The 17,729-nt window shown below is 41.1% G+C and carries 14 protein-coding genes; 1 reads left to right on the top strand and 13 read right to left on the bottom strand.

The features are described 5' to 3' along the window. Positions 1 to 65 precede the first annotated feature (65 nt). The 9 genes from ACTNDS_RS10980 to ACTNDS_RS11020 form a co-directional block, all read right to left on the bottom strand. Positions 66 to 713, bottom strand: a complete 648-nt coding sequence (locus tag ACTNDS_RS10980; protein WP_441035708.1) for an HAD-IA family hydrolase — start codon at positions 711 to 713, stop codon at positions 66 to 68. Between the two features lie 66 nt (positions 714 to 779). Beyond that, positions 780 to 1,808 carry a hypothetical protein gene (locus ACTNDS_RS10985; RefSeq protein ID WP_441035710.1) on the bottom strand — a complete coding sequence of 343 codons (1,029 nt, stop codon included), beginning with the start codon at positions 1,806 to 1,808 and terminating at the stop codon, positions 780 to 782. Then, positions 1,792 to 3,048, bottom strand: coding sequence for a serine/threonine protein kinase (locus ACTNDS_RS10990; protein ID WP_441035711.1), 1,257 nt, complete (start codon positions 3,046 to 3,048; stop codon positions 1,792 to 1,794). The genes ACTNDS_RS10985 and ACTNDS_RS10990 overlap by 17 nt, the downstream gene beginning before the upstream one ends. A gap of 423 nt (positions 3,049 to 3,471) precedes the next feature. After that, positions 3,472 to 5,238 carry an arginine--tRNA ligase gene (gene argS, locus ACTNDS_RS10995; RefSeq protein WP_177284849.1) on the bottom strand — a complete coding sequence of 589 codons (1,767 nt, stop codon included), beginning with the start codon at positions 5,236 to 5,238 and terminating at the stop codon, positions 3,472 to 3,474. A 56-nt stretch (positions 5,239 to 5,294) separates the two neighbouring features. Next, entirely contained in the window at positions 5,295 to 6,167 is an 873-nt protein-coding gene (locus ACTNDS_RS11000) for a DegV family protein (protein ID WP_441035714.1), read from the bottom strand. Between the two features lie 247 nt (positions 6,168 to 6,414). Next, positions 6,415 to 7,677 carry an ABC transporter permease gene (locus tag ACTNDS_RS11005; RefSeq protein WP_173742471.1) on the bottom strand — a complete coding sequence of 421 codons (1,263 nt, stop codon included), beginning with the start codon at positions 7,675 to 7,677 and terminating at the stop codon, positions 6,415 to 6,417. 18 nt (positions 7,678 to 7,695) lie between these two features. Further along, positions 7,696 to 9,639, bottom strand: coding sequence for a hypothetical protein (locus ACTNDS_RS11010; RefSeq protein WP_441035716.1), 1,944 nt, complete (start codon positions 9,637 to 9,639; stop codon positions 7,696 to 7,698). A gap of 4 nt (positions 9,640 to 9,643) precedes the next feature. After that, positions 9,644 to 10,315 (bottom strand): ABC transporter ATP-binding protein, encoded by a 672-nt coding sequence (locus ACTNDS_RS11015; RefSeq protein WP_019162123.1) that lies wholly within the window; start codon positions 10,313 to 10,315, stop codon positions 9,644 to 9,646. Then, a complete protein-coding gene (locus ACTNDS_RS11020) occupies positions 10,312 to 11,781 on the bottom strand; it encodes an efflux RND transporter periplasmic adaptor subunit (protein WP_441035719.1) in 1,470 nt (489 codons plus the stop codon). The genes ACTNDS_RS11015 and ACTNDS_RS11020 overlap by 4 nt, the downstream gene beginning before the upstream one ends. 254 nt (positions 11,782 to 12,035) lie before the next feature. On the opposite strand from ACTNDS_RS11020, the gene ACTNDS_RS11025 reads away from it, so the two are divergent. Beyond that, on the top strand, positions 12,036 to 13,184 hold the full coding sequence (locus ACTNDS_RS11025; protein ID WP_441035721.1) for a hypothetical protein: 1,149 nt from the start codon (positions 12,036 to 12,038) through the stop codon (positions 13,182 to 13,184). Between the two features lie 85 nt (positions 13,185 to 13,269). Here the strand turns inward: ACTNDS_RS11025 and ACTNDS_RS11030 are convergent, their stop codons facing one another. The 4 genes from ACTNDS_RS11030 to ACTNDS_RS11045 are packed head-to-tail and all read right to left on the bottom strand — an operon-like array spanning position 13,270 to position 17,726. Then, positions 13,270 to 14,028, bottom strand: a complete 759-nt coding sequence (locus tag ACTNDS_RS11030; protein ID WP_173742467.1) for a sulfite exporter TauE/SafE family protein — start codon at positions 14,026 to 14,028, stop codon at positions 13,270 to 13,272. Between the two features lie 2 nt (positions 14,029 to 14,030). Next, complete coding sequence (aspS, locus tag ACTNDS_RS11035) at positions 14,031 to 15,827, bottom strand: aspartate--tRNA ligase (RefSeq protein ID WP_441035723.1); 1,797 nt, start codon at positions 15,825 to 15,827, stop codon at positions 14,031 to 14,033. Between the two features lie 52 nt (positions 15,828 to 15,879). Then, positions 15,880 to 17,136, bottom strand: coding sequence for a histidine--tRNA ligase (gene hisS, locus ACTNDS_RS11040; protein WP_019162128.1), 1,257 nt, complete (start codon positions 17,134 to 17,136; stop codon positions 15,880 to 15,882). Between the two features lie 20 nt (positions 17,137 to 17,156). Beyond that, positions 17,157 to 17,726: an HD-GYP domain-containing protein gene (locus ACTNDS_RS11045; protein WP_441035725.1), complete on the bottom strand. Its 570-nt coding sequence runs from the start codon at positions 17,724 to 17,726 to the stop codon at positions 17,157 to 17,159. Between the last annotated feature and the right edge of the window lie 3 nt (positions 17,727 to 17,729).

The raw sequence follows: 17,729 nt of genomic DNA on the forward strand, positions 1-17,729 counted from the left end.
ATGAATTCCTGCCGGATATCCTGCCCTCCAGATTTTAGAAACAATATTTTGTTTTCGCAGAGGGCTCAGGCGAAAAAATCTACGATTCCTTCTGCAGAATCAACAATTTTCAGAGGTTCTGCCTTTTTAAGCTCTTCTTCTGTTCCATATCCAAAAGAAACCGCAATACATTCCAGACCTGCTTTGCGTGCTCCGTATACATCATGTTCTTTATCTCCGACCATAATAACCTGATCTCTGTGTTTGTCCATATTCAGACGCTTCAGAACTTCTTCGATCACTTCTGTCTTGTTTGTTCTTCGACCATTCATTTCGCTTCCGCCGATTTCTGTAAAGTACCGGGCAAGTCCAAAATGATCCAGAATCTGTCTCACATATACTTCCGGTTTAGAGGATGCTACCGCAAGAATATACCCTTTCTTCTCTAGCTGTGCCAGCATGTCCTCAATTCCCGGATATACTGCATTCTCAAAAATTCCTGTTACAGAATAACGTTCTCTGTAAATTTCCACTGCTTTTTTTGCAGTTTCTTCGTCAATCTGCGCATATTTCTTAAACATTTCCATAAGCGGCGGTCCTACGAAAACCTTCAGTTTCTCAAGGTCTGGTTCAGGCTTGTCGATTCTCTCCAGTGCATATTGAACAGACTTGGTGATACCCTCTCCGGATTCTGTTAATGTTCCATCTAAATCAAACAAAATTACTTTGTACATAGATTCCTCCTGTCTCAGAAAAATTGATATAATATGATAGATTATATCATTGTTTTCCTGAAGCGTCTATGCAGAAAAAATCCAGGGATCCATTTTTATCAGCTTTCCACCTTGAGAAATAACCAACAATTCTATTTCTTTTACATTTTTATCTTCTGTCTCCGGTATGATCCTGTCTCCTTCCCAATGCCAGGGACATTCTGTTTTGTTAATCCGAAAAGACAGAATCTGAACGGAGCCTTGAGATATTATCTGAATTTGCGGGGTATGGGAGCTATCTGTATTTTGTATGCAATAAAACTTAACAGATTCATCTTTTACATGCGTGTATTCAGCAGTATTCCCCTGGTCTTCTTTATTTTGAAGCACTTTGGAATTATCTGTCTTCGTGTTTTCTTTTTCTGTTTTCTTTACTTTATTTTGTTTCTTCTTATTTTTCTTTTTTGATGACTTAGGCGTTGGTGTCTGAGTTGATTTAGGCGTTTTTGTTGGCTTCGGATGTTTCGTAGGTTTGGGTGTTGGTACAGATGTTGATGTTGGAGCGGGATTTTCTGGCATCTTAACAGTGGATTCATTATCCGTCTGGGATGTTGCCTGCATATTGTTACCCGTCTGAGATTGATTATTCCCTGCAGAATTATTATTCCAAGCATTATTACTCTGAACGTTATTATTCTGTGCATTATTATTCTGGACATTATTATCCTGAAAATTATTATCCCACTGAGAATCACTGTTCCATTGACTGCCGTTATTCCAGTCAGTGTTATTCTGTTGTACACCATCCCATTGCTGTATATTATCCTGTGTTCCGTTTCCTGTATCAGAATCATACTGATATCCATTGTCCTGGGTCTGATTGTTCTGTACAGGAGTTTCTGATGTGTTGTCTTCAGTCTGCCAGTTATTTTCCCACGTATTCTCCCAACTGCTCTGATTCCACTGCTGCTGTTCCTGCCATTGCCAGCTACTGCTTTCTCCATTTCCTACATCAATATTAAAGCCTCCCATCTGCATGGCAGAAATAGTCGAAGTCAGGCACAGGCATAAACATACAAATGTCACAATCCAGAGTCTGTTATGATTTTTCTTCACTTTTAGTCATCTCCTTTTCCCACAATCTCAGATTTCTGCTGACTGTATCGTCTAACATTGTTTCTTTCAACTTATATTCTGTCCATAGTGTCTGACCGGCTTCCTTTTGTCCGGTACGGAATAAGAACATTCCATATTCACCGTATCCGGCTGTGTAAGTTTCATCATAAAGAAGCATTTGCTCATAGTAGAATCCTGCATTTTCATAATTTTGCCGATACTCACTGTTTACAGCCAGAAGCTGCAAAATCTTTCGTGACTCTTCTTTTTCTGTGCATTGTTTTTGTAATTTTCGCAGTCCGGTATCTGCCTGTTTACAAATTATTTCCCTGTCTGCTTTACTGCCATTTTGAAATTCTTCCTGATAATAAAGGTCTGTAATATCAGTTAGCTCTTCATAAAAATCAAATGTTTTGGAACCGGATACCAAATCAGAACTAAACAGAAGAAAAACAGTTATTACTGCAAAAGCAATACTACTTCCTGCCAAAACCAACATGTTTTTAATTTTACTCTGGTTTTGTCTCTTTTGGATTCTGCTTAGTTTTTTCTGTACAATCTTCATATTTTGATAACGCATTTCCGGTTTCTTCATACAGCATCTGAAAATAAGCCAGAATAATGACATGTTCCGGATGAATAACAGATAATCTGTTTTTCCACATAAGGCAGATAATGTTTTTCCAAATGTATAAATATCTGTTGCTGCATTTATCTTTCCCTCATATTGTTCCGGCGCAGCAAAACCGGCAGTGCCTGTGCATACTTTATGATGATATTTATATCCATTTACAGCACCGCCCAGATCGATCAGATATAATCTGCCATTCTCACCCAGCATCAGATTGTCAGGCTTCAGATCCCCAAAATAAACCGGTGGTTTCCGACCATGAAAATAGGAGAATACCTCTGAAATCTCCATTCCATATTTAATGATTTCATTTATGGAAAAATGTTTTCCGTCTCTTAAACACTCACCCAGAGATTTTCCCTTGACATATTCCATAACAAGATAGCATTTCCGGTTATCCTCTATATAATCTATCATCTTTGGCAGAGACGGATGTGAAAGCTTCAAAAGCATACGTGCTTCACTTTTGCCGGATGCCGGTATTTCTTTTACCGCCCACAAAACGCCTAGTTCCAGATCTCTGGCAAGGTAAACTTTCCCTCCACCGCCTTTTCCAACAGGCTCCAGAATACAGTAACGCCCTTTTAATACAGTTCCAGATAAATTCACTGGTTCACCTCCTGTTCAATTGTCAAACAGATAAAATCAACAGATTCGCTACTTGCTCATAACCGAATAACTGCTCCGCAGTTTATCTGAGCCAAGCAGATATTCACAATTCGTTTAAAATAAAAATGGAAAATATGATGGAAGAATTTCATCACGTATAGATTAGATAAATACAGAATAGCACATTTCGTTCTTTTTGAAAAGCCCCATTTACAATATATGTAAACAGGGCCTAGTATACGTTACTGTTCACTCCGTTCTCAGTAACGTAGCCAAAATTCATTCCAGATTGCCTGCGGCAATGAAATTTTGGCTTGTATGTCTCGGGATTTTGGCATATTCATGCCAAAACGCCTCGCGGGATAGTGGTGTGTGAACAGTAACTAGTATACCAACAAGTTGATTGATTGCTGAATTTTATTTTTACATTCTGTCCGGTGCTGAGAATCCAAGAAGATCGATGCACGTCTCCAGAACTTTCTTAGTGAGTTTCAGCAACTGGATGAAGGAAGCTTTCTGTGCTTCGTTCTCTTCGCTAAGGATCTTTGTCTCATGATAGAAGCTGTTAAATGCATTGGATACTTCGTAAATATATGCACAGATCTTATGCGGTGCTTTTTCTTCAAAGGCGTTCTCTACAGTTGCACCGAAACCTGTCAGCTGAAGCATCAGGTTTTTCTGACTGTCGTTTACAGGATCAAGGATTGCACCTGCTTCAAGGTTTCCACCCTCTTCTTTGAAACGGTTCAGAATAGATTTGATACGAACGATTGTATACAGAATATACGGACCTGTATTTCCTTCAAATGATGTAAATCTGTCAATATCAAAAATATAATCCTTGGTAGCCTGATTGGAAAGGTCACCATATTTGATGGCTGAAAGCCCTACGATCTCTGCAGTTTCTTTCGCATCTTTATCTTTTACGCTGCGATTCTCAACAATCTTGGTAAACATCTCTTCGTTGATGTCTTTAATGAGAGTTTCCAGACGCATAACGCCGCCCTCTCTTGTCTTGAACGGTTTGCCGTCTTTTCCGTTCATGGTTCCGAATCCAAGGAAGGAAAGCTTTGTATCATCTTTTACAAGCCCGGTCTTTCTTGCACAGCGGAATACCTGGATAAAGTGAAGTTCCTGACGTTTATCTACCACATACAGGATCTCATCCGGGTTAAATAATTTCATACGCTCTACGATTGTTGCAAGGTCTGTAGTTGTATAGAGAGAAGCTCCGTCTGATTTCAGAAGCATACATGGAGGAATCTCTTTTGTGTCGTTCTCTTCTTTTACATCTACTACAAGTGCGCCCTGATCTACATAGGCAAATCCTTTTTCTTTCATCTCCTCAACCATTCCTGGAATATATGGCTGTGCATCGGATTCCTTTTTCCAGAGATCAAACGATACGTTTAATTTGTCATAGTTGCGTTTCAGGTCTGTAACGGATACGTTCATGATATGGTTCCAGAGAGCCATGTATCCCGGTTTGCCCTGCTGAAGAAGATGAGTTGCTTCCAGAGCTTCGTTTCTGTACGCTTCATCCTCTTTGGACTTGCCGCTTGCACATGGATAAATTTCTTCCAGCTCACTGATCGTAAATGGTGCTTTCTCCGGATATTCTCCCGTATAAGAATCATCAAAATAAACCAGCTCCGGTTTTCTGTGTTTCAGTTCTGTAATGATCAGTCCCATCTGAAGACCCCAGTCTCCCAGATGAACATCACCGATTACTTTATGACCTACGAAACGGCCAATTCTCTTAATACTCTCACCAATGATTGCAGAACGAAGATGTCCTACATGAAGAGGTTTTGCAACATTTGGTCCGCCGTAGTCGATGATGATTGTTTTCGGCTCTTTTGCTGCTGATACGGAAAGTTTCTCGTCTGCAGCCATTTCCTTTAAGTAATCTGCAAGGAATTCACCTTTTACTTTCAAATTGATAAATCCTGGTTTTACGACTTCTGTCATGGAGAAAACCCGGCTGTCTTTTAAGTATGCTACTACATCATCAGCGATCATAAACGGCGCTTTCTTGTACGCTTTGGCTCCTGCCATAGCACCGTTGCACTGAAATTCGCAAAGATCCGGTCTGTTGGATACGGTTACTTTTCCGTAGGATGGGTCGTATCCGGCTTTTTCAAATGCTGCGGAAAGTTCTTCCGCCATCTGCTCCATAAGTTTCTTCATTCTATTAACTCCTCAACTAAATATTATTCTCTCAGAAATACATCTTTTCTAAAAGTTTATTTTACAACGACTCTTCTGGAACAAGCTACAGCTACTGCTCCATATCCAATGTGACAGGCCACACTCAGAGATAAGGGATCTAAAACTATCTCCTGTCCCGGAAAAGCCTCTTCAAGTTCTTTCTTAAACTCCAGAGCCTCCTCTTCATTTCCTGCATAGGCAGACTGCAGGCACATTTCTCCACGCTTTACATATTCAGCAAAACGATTTTCCCAATCATTCTGCATAGCTTTCACCATAACCCGCTTAGCCTGTTTCTTACCTCTAGTCTTGGAATAGGCATCCAGCTTATCACCCTGAATCTGTAATACCGGCTTTAAATTCAAAACCGTTCCGATTGCTGCCGCTGCAGGAGTGATCCTGCCGCCCTTTTTCAGATATTTCAAAGTTTCCAAAGTAATATAAATACTGGAATCTGATTTCTGTTCCTCTAAAACCTGTCTGATCTGCAGGGCATCTCTGCCTGCATCTCTCAATGTCAGTGCATCCAGTACAGACTGTTTTTGTGTAACAGAAATTCTCTGATTATCCACTACCTGTACTTTTCCATCATATTCCCGGGCCAGTCCGCTGGCTGTATCACAAGAAGCACTGAGTCCGCTGGACATTGGAATATGCACAATCTGATCATAGCTTTCCAGAAGTGTATTCCATAATCCACACACATCTGCCGGTACCGGCTGTGAAGTGGAGATAGATTCCTCATTTTTCAGACGCTCATAAAACTCTTCCTGAGAAAGAGTAATCCCCTCCAGATAAAGCTTCTCATTAATATAAAAAGGCATAGGAATCACACTAACTCCCAGATCCCTGGCCAGGTCCTGCGTTATGCCGCTGTTACTGTCTGTGACAATGGCCACTTTTCCCATATACATTTCTCCTTTACTTCTAATTCATCCTTCATATAAATAAAATTTCTGTATTGCTGATCATAGGTGAACAGCTGATAGTTTTCATCTATGCAATGTAAAAATACATACTGTGTTTAGTTTAACATAATTTGGGGGCTATCTCAATCCGGAATTTAAAATTTACAGCATAAAATTTTCATATCATAAAAAATAGCATATTAAAAAAAAGAAGCACTGACATTCACATCAGTGCATTCCTTTCATCTTATTCACTTCTAAGCGCATCAATTGGATTCAGATTTGCAGCCTTTACAGACGGAAGCAGACCAAATACCACACCGATCACTGTAGAAAAAAGTACCGCCACCACAATAGACGGAATACTGATAGCAGTCGGTGAACCTGTTACTTTTCCCACAACCTTAGAAAGTCCGATGCCGGTTACAACTCCGATAATGCCTCCAATACTGGTAAGTACAGAAGCCTCTGTCAAAAACTGACCCAGTATTGTCTTTTTGCGTGCACCAATAGCCTTTTTCAGACCAATCTCTTTGGTACGCTCCGTAACCGACACAAGCATAATGTTCATAACACCAATGCCTCCAACCAGTAAGGATATACTTGCGATCCAAATCAGCTGATTGTTTGTGCTTTCACTCAGCTTCTGCATATTTCTTACCTGCTTCATAATATCATCTGCCTTATATTTTAAAGTAGATGTCTTTCCGTTTCCTGCTGAAGGAATCAGCTCATTCAGCACTTCAGCCGCATCATTTCCCACTGTGCTCATAGTATCCGTACTGTCAGCTTTTACCACTGCATTCTGGGGCACATCAAATTTAAAAGAAATTGGCCAACAGCTGTCAGGAATCATCACATTTCCAATAATATTCTCCTGATATGTATAATAATCAGTAAGATTACTAATCGTTGGCTGATAGTTTTCATTTTGGCGAATCACGCCTACCACTGTATAAGGTTCCTGGTTAATTTCCACAGTTTTCCCTACAGGATTCTCCGAGGGAAACAGATTCTGTGCAGCATTGTCATCAATCAGCGCTACCTTATTATATTTTTTGTAATCATCCGTCACAAATCCTCTTCCGGACTGAACCACATAGCCACAGGTTGCCAGATAATTCACATCGATACCATAAACACTTCCACCCTGAAGACTATTGTTATTATTATAAATGGTAGCACTAGAACTGTTGTAATAAAAAGTTGCATTCTCTACGTGATCCAGATCATGAATCTTATCTTTGACATCATCTGTGAGAACCGGTGTCTGACTTGTAGTGGATCCATACTCTGAATCATACTGATTGTCGCCATCATACAGATATATATTTACCGTATTGGAACCAGATCCGATAAGATCTTCCTTAATCTGCTCACTTGTACCCTTGATGGTAGATACAATTGCTATAATAGAAGCAATACCAATAATAATGCCAAGCATTGTCAGAAAGGATCTCATCATATGTGACCATATTCCCTGAAAAGCCAGGCGTATATTTTCAATCATAAAATTTCTCCCTTCTTACTATTGATTATACATATAGTCCAAAGTTACCTCGTTGGTTTTTGCGCCCTCAACAGCATCCTTGCCATAAGGGAATGCCAGCTTGTCATCGCTGCTGATACCGCCCTTGATGATGATATCATAACCGCCGTCCACAGTTGCGCCCACTCTGATTTCCTGCTTTTTCAGAATTCCGTTATCATCCTTGTACACATAGTTTTTTCCGTTTTCACTCTTTACAAAAGCCTTGGATAAAACCATGCTGCCATTATCAGCCGCTGAATTCTGGAGCTCCACCATTACATAATCCGGTGTATCAAACTGCAGGCTTTTATCGTCAACAACAGCGGTAAATGCATAATAGGACACATTGGGATTATTATCTCCATAATAATTGTAAGAATCTACCGGATATTCAGATACATCCATTATTTCCGCCTCAAATTGTCCTGATGTATAACTGGTACAGCTTAGCTTTGTGCCCTCTTTCACAGTATCCAGCATCAGTTCGCTGACAGCGCCTACTACATAGTAACCATCTTCACTCTTTACCTTGAGCAATGCTTTACCGTCTGTAGTTGTACCACTGGACACATCTCCCACATAGGAAACAATTCCATCCAGCTTACTGCTTACAAGCTTCTTATTTGCTTTCTTTTCCAGTTGTGAGATCTTGATATCACTCTCCTGGATATCTAGCTTCAGACTTGCTATCTTACTGTTCTGATATTTGATCGCATCTGCCCTGGAAACAGTTGTCCCCGCAGGTTCGGTACTGTCTCCGCCGCCACTGCCATCGTTATCTGCATCATCATCGTTTTCATATCTGGATGCATCTGCCAGAGTAAATTCCACCTCTGCAAACTCATATACCGATTTCTCCAGCAAGCTTCCGTTGATCAGATAATATCCTGTACAGGATTCCTTACGGTCTTCATAATTTCCAATTTTATCTAACTGATGAAATTCCAGCTGATACCAATATCCTCCCTGATGCTCTATCTGGGTTCCATCCTCACTGTAGCCTGCCATTTTATTGAAAAAGCCACCTGTCACAGTAACCTTTTCTTTGGCACTGCTACATAGAAATATATATGGATCCTCCTCTGTACCGGTTCCTGCATAGGGGATAGTCTTACCATCCAGCTTCTGATAAAAAGGCTCTTCACCATCTGTCATATTCTGATCAATGGTTGGCGTAGGTGTTGGTGTCAGCTGCGAAGAATCATCAAAGGAATTCTCTGTTCCATCTCCGAAATCACTGGCAGAAGGATCTCCATAAGCAGGTGTATCATTAATGCTCTGTTCTGTATCTTCTTCAGTATTTGTTTCCTCACTCTGTCCATTCTCTGTTCCTTCAACAGCTTCCGTCTCTCCGTCCACCTCTCCTCCATCTGTAAAAGCATTCAGCAACAGGGGACGAAATGCTACAGCCAGATAATTACCGTTCATATCTGCTGCAGAAGATAAAGTTGTATCCGGAGCCAGATCATCCCCGGAATCTGTGGCACTGCTATCAGGAACATCGGAACTGTCTGCATTTGCTCCTCCGTCAGACTCTTCCACCGGACCGCCATTCTGAAGGCTTTTCAGTCTGGCCTGTGCTTTGTTCAAATCCTGTTCCTGTTTTTGTTTTTTCAGTTTTGCAATATTTAACTCCATCTCTACCAGGGTAGTATCAAAGGAAATCAGCGGATCTCCTTTTTTTACAGCATCTCCCTTGGCTACATACACCTGATCAACGATCAGGTCTTTATCCCCGCTTACAGTCTGAGAAGCACTGGCTGTTACGGTTCCATCAATGGTAGTATTGCTGGAATAATACTGCTGCAGAAGGCCGCTGACTGGTGTGACATTTACTGTCTTCACACTGTTTTTTTTCATCTGCATCAGTCCCGCACTAATTCCGGTACCTGCCAGAGCCACTACCAGTATACCGGTGATTATTTTTCTGGATTTTCCCATGAAATCACCTCTTTTCCTGAAGGATACCATCTTTTATGGTAACCACCCTTTTCGCATGGGAAGCAATCTCCGCATCATGAGTGATCATAAGCACTGATACGCCTTCCTCATTTAGTCTCTGAAAAAGCTCCATTACCTGAGCTCCCGATTTACTGTCCAGAGCACCTGTTGGCTCATCTGCCAGCAGAAGCTTTGGATTATTCACAATTGCCCTTGCAATAGCAACTCTCTGCATCTGTCCTCCGGACAGCTGGTTCGGCTTAAAATCCACACGATCTGCAAGTCCCACTCTTTCCAACGCCTTCCGCGCCCTTTCTCTACGTTCCTTCTTTGGAACCCTGGCATAATTTAAGGGCATTTCCACATTTGCCAGTGCACTCTGCTTTGGAAGAAGATGAAAGCTCTGGAATACAAAACCGATCTTATGAAGTCTGATATCCGACATTGCATTTTCAGAACAAGCTTTAATATCCTGTCCGTCCAGGTAAAAGGTTCCCTCTGTCTGTTTATCCAGGCAGCCTATAATATTCATAAGTGTGGTCTTTCCTGAACCGGAAGGTCCCATAATTGCTACATATTCTCCCTCTTCCATAGAAAAATTCACATCTTTTAATACCGGAACCTTCATCTTTCCCTGCTGGTACTCTTTATAAATCCCTTTCAATTCCAGTATCATTGAATTCCCTCCGTATCCTCATCCGCACTTATACCCGGAGCTTCATCCATAGGGATCAAATCCTCATTTGGATCCAGTGTATCCTCAGAATCGTCAAAATTCTCGACGTCTTCGTCACTACTCTCTTCTATGGGTTCCATATCCACAGAATCATCCGGCATTGCATAACTGTCTGCTCCTGTCATATCCATACTGAGGTCATCCTCACCTTCACCAAGAGTCTGGGTAATATCTCCCTCTTCTGTAGTTTCCCCTTCCTTCAGGGCATCTGTAGGAAACGCAATACTATCCTTCTTGGTCAGTCCGTCAATAATCTCATATTCGCCCAGATCATCGTCATGTTTTCCAAGAGTTATATATCTTTTTTCCAGCTTTTTCTTATCATTGACAGCCCATACATAAGGCTCGTTGGTATCAGCATCCACAATATAATAATCGCTGAGCCACAGGCCTTCCTTCAGTTCATCCTGCCCGATATCTCTTTCTATATATACATGCTGTCCCAGCATCAATCCGTCAGAAGAATCCAACTCCACATAAAATGGATAGGAGGTAGATGTTGTCTGTTCATCTGAGCTGCTGCTCATACCCATCATATTCATATCATCATTGCTCTCAGATGTTCCATTATTCATATCAATACTTCCCATGGTTCCTTTCCATGTCTTTGTGCTGTCCACGCGGGAACGGATAATCACAGCTTCTCCAGGAACAACAGAATCTCTGTTCTGCTCATTTACCTTTCCTTTCACTCTGTAGGAACCGGTACTCAGAATAGTAATAAAAGCAGAACTGTCAGAATTACTGCTTCCGCCTGACATTACATCTGAAGAATCACTGTCATCCACTGTATCCCCGTCATCACTGGTCATTTTGGATGTATCGATTTTCTGAATCACACCGTCAATTTCACTTCTCACCTCTGTATTGCCGGTAGCATTCTGGAGCTTTTCAATTTCTGCAGTCTTACTCTTCTGATTATATTCATTTTTTTTCAGATTCATTTTATTGGTTTCGATTTCAATTGTATAGGAAAGCTGATCCTCTGACTTTGCTTTCTTCTTCTCTGCTTCCAAAGTAGCAATCTGCTCTGTAAGGCTCACTTGTTCATTTTTCAGCCTGTCCAGATCCAATTTTGCCTGCTGCAGATCATCCTGAATGCTGCTGAGATCATATTCAAAAAGAAGCTGTCCGGCCTTAACCTCATCTCCGGTCTTTACCTGAACTTCCTTTACCTTACGTCCACTCTCTATCTTAACACTCACCGTTTCCTGGGGCTCTACCACTCCGGCAAAACGATTCGTTGCCGCTGACTCCACTCCGGTAAGAACACTGACCTTGGAAACATATACAATGGAATCATTATTTCCACTCTGACCGTTGCCGTAAAAATGATACCAGACACCAGTACCAATAGCACCGACTGCGATAAGGATTCCCAAAACGATAAGAATTCGTTTCTTCATAATTACCTCCTTGCTGCTGTTGTATGCCTACTTACTTTAGCTATTATACACTCTTTCTTTTCAGCAGCCGAAATCTTTACTTTCCTATAATAGCAGATTCCTCTCGAAAAGGAAAGCTTTGACGCTAAATGATGCAGATTTCACAATTTTTTCACCATTTTTTTATGAAATTCGTTCATAATTTATGCATTTTTGACATTTTTTAAAAAATCTGGTAAAATAGTGTGGAATTATTTTGAAAGGAAAGAATACGTATGAAGATTATCAAACGTCTCCTCCCGGTTCTCTTCTCATTACTGTTGGTACTGGCTCTGTCTATGCTCTGTGGCTGCTCCCGTACAGACAGCTCAGATGCAGAAGAAGTACTCAAAAGTGAACTGGATCAACTGAAAAATCTGGATTCTGATACTACCCAAAAATATATTTCCTATACTGAGATGTTTCCGGATGCAACAGAAAATACCAAACTGTCCGACGAAATACAGAATGTATTTTCTCTTTTCTTCCAGCAATTTGATTATAAAGTTCTGGATGTCAGCGTCGACGAAGATAAAAAAAATGCCCAGGCTTCTCTTGAGCTTACCACCATTGATGCAAAATCTCTTGCAACAGATTTTGCAGCAGAACTGCTCAGAACCAAAATCACAGAAGCTGCCCAGGCAAAAGCAGGAAATATTAAAGATTCCTCCAAATCTCTGGAAGGTCATTATCTGATACTGAATCAGCTCCTCACAAATAATAAGTATGATTCAGCAGTAACAGATTCTACCATTCAACTGACCAATAAAGGTGACGGTAAAAAAGAGAAATGGGAGATCAGACGGAATTATTCCCTGGAAAATGATCTTGTCGGCGGTCTCATGGTCTATCTGTCAGATCCCGATATTCTTTCTCCTGAAGATACTCTGACCGTATACTTCAATACACTGAAAAAAATGAATCTCGAAGAAATGAGCTCTTATCTTGGCGTTGTAGATATAATGAATACCTCTGATTCTGTAAAGAATTCTATCGCGGAAGCACTTGTAGAACAGGTACATAAGAATTTTAATTTCAAAATTAAGACAAGCAGCGTCAATGGCTATAATGCTACTGTCACTACGGAAATCACAACTTTTGACAGCAATGCCATTCTCAGCGATTATCAGCACAGTCTGGATGATTATCTTGCATCTCCGGATTCCGTCATTGACGGATCGCAGAAGCGATATGATAAATCTCTGGATCTGCTTTTGAAAAGCATTGAGAGCAACACTGCCTCTGCTACCTCCGATGTGGATTTCGTCCTGATCAATGATGGTACTTCATGGAAATTGCAGGACGAAGGACGCACTCTGGGAGATGCGATTTTTGGCACTCTGACCACCTCACCCTTAGATGATTCTTCTGATTCAGAATCATAATCCCAAAAAACAATAATAAAAATGGTTTCATAAACAAGCTCGTCCAAGTTTATGAAACCATTTTTTATGATACAGAAATCTTTTCTCACATACCAGTAATAATCTTAATAAACAGAAGTGCCAGTACCACAAGAATAATCGGGCGCACAATTTTACTCCCATTTTTCATTACCATTCCAGACCCTACATAATGTCCTGCAATTGAAAAAGCAGAAGCTGCAAGTCCCAGAAGAATTACAATTTTACCACTAAATAAAAATACGGCAAGAGCCATTACATTGGAGGAAAGATTTGCAAGCTTCATAGTCCCCGAAGCTTTTGATACCGGAAGTTTTGCCACCCCTGTATAAAGAATCAGAAGAAATGTGCCGGTTCCAGGTCCATAAAATCCATCATAACACCCCACTGCCAAAGAACACGCAGCACACAGAAGCCATTGTTTTCTTCTGGAAATGTCAGTCTGAATATCTTCTTCCAGATTTTTCTTTTTCAAAACATAAAAAGCCACAATGGGAAGTATGGGAATCAACATCCATTTCAGAAGTTTGTCACTTGCTGTCAACGCCAGGTGTGCCCCTACAAAAGAGCCCAATAGCGCCATGGAAATGCAGGGCAATGCCAATCCCCAGTCTACAAATTTGTTTTTGCACAGACGAACTGTGGAAATTGCTGTACCTGTTGCAGAAGACAGCTTATTAGTTGCTATGGCATTGTGCATGGGAACTCCCGCAAGCAAATATGCAGGCAGGGAGATCAAACCTCCGCCGCCTGCAATAGAATCTACAAATCCTGCCAAAAAAACCATGGGGCATACAATCAAAAAACACGAAATTGTAAGTGTCATTTTCAGTTTTCGTCTTCCTCCGGTCTTACCTCCAGATCCAGTTCTTTAAGCTGTGCTTCACTTACCACACTCGGTGACTGAGTCATCAGACAGGAAGCATCCTTTACCTTCGGGAATGCAATTACATCACGGATACTGTCAACCTTTGCCATAAGCATAACCAGACGATCCAGTCCATAAGCCAGTCCTGCGTGAGGCGGAACTCCATATTTGAATGCATCCAGAAGGAATCCAAACTGCTCATAAGCTTCTTCTTTGGTGAATCCAAGTTCTTTAAACATTCTTTCCTGAATGTCATCCTGATGAATACGAACACTTCCACCACCAATCTCATTACCATTAAGAACAATATCATAAGCTTTTGCGCGAACCTTACCCGGATCTGTATCCAGTAATGGAAGATCCTCTTCCATCAACATTGTAAATGGATGATGCATTGCTGTAAAACGGTTCTCTTCCTCACTCCACTCAAGAAGCGGGAACTCTGTTACCCATACAAAACGATACTCATTCTTATCCAGAAGATCCATCTGTTTCGCAAGCTCCAGACGAAGGGCACCCAGTACATCATAAACCAGCTTCTTTTTATCTGCGGCAAAGAGAAGAAGGTCTCCCGGTTTTCCGTCCATAGCAGCAACCAACGCATCCATCTCTCCCTCTGTCATGAATTTTGCAAAAGAAGATTTTCTTGTGCCATCTTCCGCAATGGCAATATATGCAAGGCCTTTGGCACCGTATCCTTTAGCAAATTCAACCAGCTTATCAATCTTTTTACGTGGCATAGCGCCCTGTCCTTCTGCATTGATACCACGGACACTTCCACCATTCTCCAGCGCAGAGGTAAATACACTGAAACCACAATTTCTAACTACGTCACTTACATCATGAAGTTCCATGCCAAAACGCATATCCGGTTTATCAGATCCAAATCTGTCCATAGCCTCCTGCCAGGTAATACGCTGAATCGGAAGTTTTACTTCAACATCCAGAACTTCTTTAAACAGATACGCCAGGAATCTCTCATTTACATCAATAACATCATCCACATCTACAAAAGAAAGTTCCATATCGATCTGTGTAAATTCAGGCTGTCTGTCCGCACGGAGATCCTCATCACGGAAGCATCTTGCTATCTGAATGTATCGGTCATATCCGGAACACATCAGAAGCTGTTTGTAAAGCTGCGGAGACTGAGGCAGTCCATAGAAATGTCCCGGATGAACTCTGGACGGCACCAGATAATCTCTGGCTCCCTCAGGAGTACTCTTTCCAAGCATAGGAGTTTCAATTTCCATGAATCCCTCTTTTGCAAAAAACTGTCTGGTAAGCATCATTACTTTGCTCTTCAGCATAATATTTTTCTGAATATCAGGTCTTCTCAAATCCAGATAACGATATTTCAGTCTGATCTCATCTTTTGTCTTGCAGTTCTCTTCAATTGGAAATGGCGGAACTTCTGCTTCTGACAATATACGAAGAGAGTTTACACGAAGCTCAATCTCACCTGTTGCCAGATTTTTATTAACAGCACCGCCTCTTTCTTCTACAACACCGGTAACTGCAATTACAAATTCGCTACGAAGTTTTCCTGCTTTTGCAAATCCATCTGCATCAATGCTGCCATTCTCAAAAATCAACTGCATGATTCCTGAACGGTCTCTTAAATCCACAAAAATAATGCCGCCTTTATCACGGGCTTTCTGAACCCATCCCATAAGAACGATTTCTTTGCCCTTCATTTCTTTTGTCACTTCTGCACATCGGCATGTTCTGTGCAGTCCCTGCATACTTTCTGCCATGGTTTTTCCTCTTTTCCTGATTTTATAATTTATAAATAATTGTTCAGTAGGCTTACATTTTATCTCTGAAAAATTCTACAAATTCTGTATATCCTTCAGCATTCATCTGATCCTTCTGGAATTTTTTGTTTTTCTTCATAATCGAAATATTAACCTGTGTTCCGGCATTTCTTTCTTCTCTGGCCTGTTCCAGAATCTTCAGAAGCTTATCTGCAGGCATATTTTTCTCGATAAGATATGCTTTCTTTCCATTTTTTGTAGGAATCTGGTAATCTCTCTCCAGAAGCAGCATAACGATTCTCTCAAATCCGATAGAAAATCCACAGGCAGAAGTATTGTTGCCTGTAAATTTACCGATCATCTCATCATAACGTCCGCCGCCGCCAACGCTACCGCCAAACTCATCCATGGAAATTTCAAAAATCGGACCTGTATAATAAGACATTCCACGAACCAGTGTGGGATCAAATGCCATTTTAAAGTCTGCTGATTTTACAGATTCCACTGTAGTGATAATTGTTTCCAGATCCTCTGCAACCTTTGGATCCAGTACATCCTTTAATTTATCTTTGCAAAAACGCACGCCCTGAATATCTGAAGTAATTTCCTGGAACATGCCCAGATAAGTATCAATACAATCCTTTGCAAACCCTTCTTTTTCCAGTTCCTCTGCCACACCTTCCAGACCGATCTTGTCCATTTTGTCCAGAATGATAAATACTGTGTCAAAGCTCTCCTGTGGGAATCCACTGTACTGTGCCATTGCTTTCAGGATCTTTCTGTCATTGATACGAATTGTAAAATTATGAAAATCCAGTTTTCCCAGCAGCGTAGTGGTTGCAAGTACCAGTTCAATTTCTGCCAGATAAGTAGGCTCTCCCAGAATATCAATATCACACTGCATAAACTGACGGAAACGTCCTCTCTGAGGTCTGTCCGCCCTCCATACATTTCCCATCTGAAGTGCCTTAAAAGGAGCAGGAAGCTCATTGGCATTATTGGAATAATATCTGGAAAGCGGAACAGTTAAATCATAACGAAGACCTGAATCCACCAGATCCGCCTCTGATTCTGCCTTATCCAGCTTCAGCTTTTCTCCACGTTTTAATATCTTGAAAATAAGCTTTTCATTCTCGCCACCCTGTTTACTGCAAAGATTCTCAATATGCTCTACACATGGGGTCTCAATTGCAGAAAATCCAAATGTTCCATAAGTCTCACGAATCATGTTCATCACATAATTCCTGATTTCCATCTCTCTTGGTAAAATATCCTTCATACCGGTTACCGGTTTCTTCTTTAATGCCATTTTTTCCTCCTCTTATCCTGTCAGGCTTTCTCTTTATGAACAACTCTCTGGAATGCCAGAAAAACCTGCATATCAAAATTTTTCACTTCATCAATCATCAGTTCCATCACAGTCCCCATATCAAACCCTTTTCTGTAAGGCCTGTCAGAGGTCAAAGCTGCATATACATCACACACTCTGAGGATTCGGGCTCCTATAGGAATTTCCTTCCCAGCTTTATTGGAAGGGTAACCGCTGCCATCATAATTCTCATGATGATACAGGATACTTTGCAGAACAAAGTCCGAATACCCCTGTCCCTTTAGTTCCTCATATCCCAGTGTGGAATGCATCCGTACATATTTCAGTTCCTCAATAACCAGCGGATCGCTTTCCTGTCCATTAATGTACCCTGTAAGTTTCAGTTTGCCAATATCATGAAGCATTCCGGCAATGGCAAGCTGATAACACTGGTCATGGGGCAATCCCAATTCTTCTGCCACTGCATAAGCCAGATTGCTAACTACTACTCCATGATGCAGTTCTTCAGAAAGATCAAATTCAAGAATACGCTTTTCTGATCCAGATGTCGTCTTCAGTGCTGCATTCAAAAC

Source organism: Blautia sp. HCP3S3_C12 (assembly GCF_052064155.1).
Classification (GTDB): Bacteria; Bacillota; Clostridia; order Lachnospirales; family Lachnospiraceae; genus Blautia_A.

Coding starts and splice junctions, on each gene's coding strand:
- ACTNDS_RS11010 (WP_441035716.1), bottom strand. CDS start 9,639: ATGGGAAAATCCAGAAAAATAATCACCGGTATACTGGTAGTGGCTCTG.
- ACTNDS_RS11020 (WP_441035719.1), bottom strand. CDS start 11,781: ATGAAGAAACGAATTCTTATCGTTTTGGGAATCCTTATCGCAGTCGGT.
- aspS (WP_441035723.1), bottom strand. CDS start 15,827: ATGGCAGAAAGTATGCAGGGACTGCACAGAACATGCCGATGTGCAGAA.
- ACTNDS_RS10980 (WP_441035708.1), bottom strand. CDS start 713: ATGTACAAAGTAATTTTGTTTGATTTAGATGGAACATTAACAGAATCC.
- ACTNDS_RS11000 (WP_441035714.1), bottom strand. CDS start 6,167: ATGGGAAAAGTGGCCATTGTCACAGACAGTAACAGCGGCATAACGCAG.
- hisS (WP_019162128.1), bottom strand. CDS start 17,136: ATGGCATTAAAGAAGAAACCGGTAACCGGTATGAAGGATATTTTACCA.
- ACTNDS_RS11015 (WP_019162123.1), bottom strand. CDS start 10,315: ATGATACTGGAATTGAAAGGGATTTATAAAGAGTACCAGCAGGGAAAG.
- ACTNDS_RS11005 (WP_173742471.1), bottom strand. CDS start 7,677: ATGATTGAAAATATACGCCTGGCTTTTCAGGGAATATGGTCACATATG.
- ACTNDS_RS11025 (WP_441035721.1), top strand. CDS start 12,036: ATGAAGATTATCAAACGTCTCCTCCCGGTTCTCTTCTCATTACTGTTG.
- ACTNDS_RS11030 (WP_173742467.1), bottom strand. CDS start 14,028: ATGACACTTACAATTTCGTGTTTTTTGATTGTATGCCCCATGGTTTTT.
- argS (WP_177284849.1), bottom strand. CDS start 5,238: ATGAAGAAACTTATGGAGCAGATGGCGGAAGAACTTTCCGCAGCATTT.